Below are 1,722 nucleotides of genomic sequence, written 5' to 3'. Positions count from 1 at the left end.
TTCATTAAATTTAGTAAATAGCTATAAAAAATCAATTTATCATAATTTTTAATCAAATCTTCTTATGATTCGATCGCACAGCGCCGCTTTTAGCGATCGATTTAATCTAATTTTTATCTCGAACTGAGGTGGTATCAGGTATCAGGTATCAGGTATCAGGTAGCAGTTAGCAGGTTAAACAAAGGAAAATTAAAGTTTTCAGATTATACAACGTACAGAGGAATCGTTTATCAATTCTTAATTCTTAATTCTTAATTCTTAATTCTTAATTCTTAATTCTTAATTCTTAATTCTCTATTTGCTGATTTCTACTTCATTTTTCTTAGAGAATCCCCAGACAAACATTCCAATAATAATGCTAATCATAAGCCATTCTGGGGGAACAATATTAGGGTAAATAACTTTGATAATTAGTCTTAATCCCACTAAACCAACGGTAATAAATCCTGCGTCTTGTAAGTGAGTAAATTCTTCAATCCAACGAATAAATAGTTGGGCTAAAAAACGCAAGGCGATAACTCCGATCGTACCTCCTGCAATAATCAACCAGATTTCATCAGCTACGGCAATGGCGGTGGTGACACTATCTAAGGAAAAGGCTAAATCGGTAAAAGCAATCATGGGAATTGCTTGCCATAGGTTTTTAAAACTGAGTTTCGCTTCCCCTTCTTCCTTTTCTTCGTTACCTGAAAAATACTGATAGGTTAACCATAATAAATACAAGCCCCCTAGTAAAGAAAATTGCCAATATTTTATAATCCAAGTAGCGGTTACAATTAAGAGCATTCTTAAGACGTAAGCCATTAACAAACCAATATTTAGGGCGTAATTTTGTTCTTTTTCGTCTGTTAATCCTTGGGCAATGGAGGCTAAGGCGATGGCGTTATCGGCGGATAATACCGCTTCTAAAGCGACAAGAATAATTAAAATAAAGGCTGTTTCAATGCCAAAGTCGATAGAGGGATGTAAAATTTGGTCAAGCATTCGGATTTTTTACCTTATTCAATTTATGTTACGATGGGTTTCATGGTGGGGTCAAGCTAATATTTTTTTCTTTGATGGAGTGATTCTCGATCGATCCCTATATTTTTTGGCTATTTCCCCTACTGTTTTCTATTTTACTCTTTAAAGTACTTTTTTAGTATCATTATGATTTTAGGATTTGATCCGGGTAGAGATAAATGTGGTGTTGCTCTTGTTAATAAAAATAAGCAAATATTATACAATAAAGTGATTTCTAGTGAGGATTCGATCGAGATTTTAAACCAATTAATCTCTAAATACAAGCCTTTCAAGCTAGTCATGGGAAATCAAACCACTTCTCAAGAGTGGAAAAAACGCTTAATTAATAATTTACACTTATCTATTGAAATTGTTTTAGTGGACGAAAAAAATAGCACGGTGGAAGCAAGGGAGAAATATTGGGAGATGTATCCGCCTCAAGGGTTAACTCGGTTAATCCCCAAGGGTTTACGCACACCTCCACGCCCTGTTGATGATATTGTAGCTATTATTCTGATCGATCGATATTTGGCAGGTGACTTATAGTATTCTAAAAGGGAAGTGACAGGTAAGTGTGCGATTCGTCATTCCGATAATATAGGCATATCAGCCTGTGCCACTGAATCTCAATACCTTGATTTTTGGTACAACTGCGTAACTTCCAGAGATTTTAAAGCATTCTCCTCCCCCTCTTCCCCCTCTTCCCTCTCTTCCCCCTCT

At 35.6% G+C, this 1,722-nt stretch carries 2 protein-coding genes; one reads left to right on the top strand and one right to left on the bottom strand.

The window, feature by feature from the left end; genetic code table 11:
• Window positions 1-294: 294 nt before the first annotated feature.
• Window positions 295-984 (bottom strand): TerC family protein, encoded by a 690-nt coding sequence (locus ACN4EE_RS23115; protein ID WP_431708860.1) that lies wholly within the window; start codon window positions 982-984, stop codon window positions 295-297.
• Between the two features lie 165 nt (window positions 985-1,149).
• On the opposite strand from ACN4EE_RS23115, the gene ACN4EE_RS23110 reads away from it, so the two are divergent.
• The gene (locus tag ACN4EE_RS23110; protein WP_431708859.1) at window positions 1,150-1,548 is read left to right on the top strand and encodes a pre-16S rRNA-processing nuclease YqgF; all 399 of its coding nucleotides are present in this window, start codon (window positions 1,150-1,152) and stop codon (window positions 1,546-1,548) included.
• Window positions 1,549-1,722: the final 174 nt, after the last annotated feature.

This window comes from Geminocystis sp. CENA526 (assembly GCF_050753365.1).
In the GTDB taxonomy this organism is placed as follows: Bacteria; Cyanobacteriota; Cyanobacteriia; order Cyanobacteriales; family Cyanobacteriaceae; genus Geminocystis.
The sequence above is the reverse complement of the archived record's forward strand: the minus strand, read 5'-3'. Positions and strand labels throughout refer to the sequence as shown.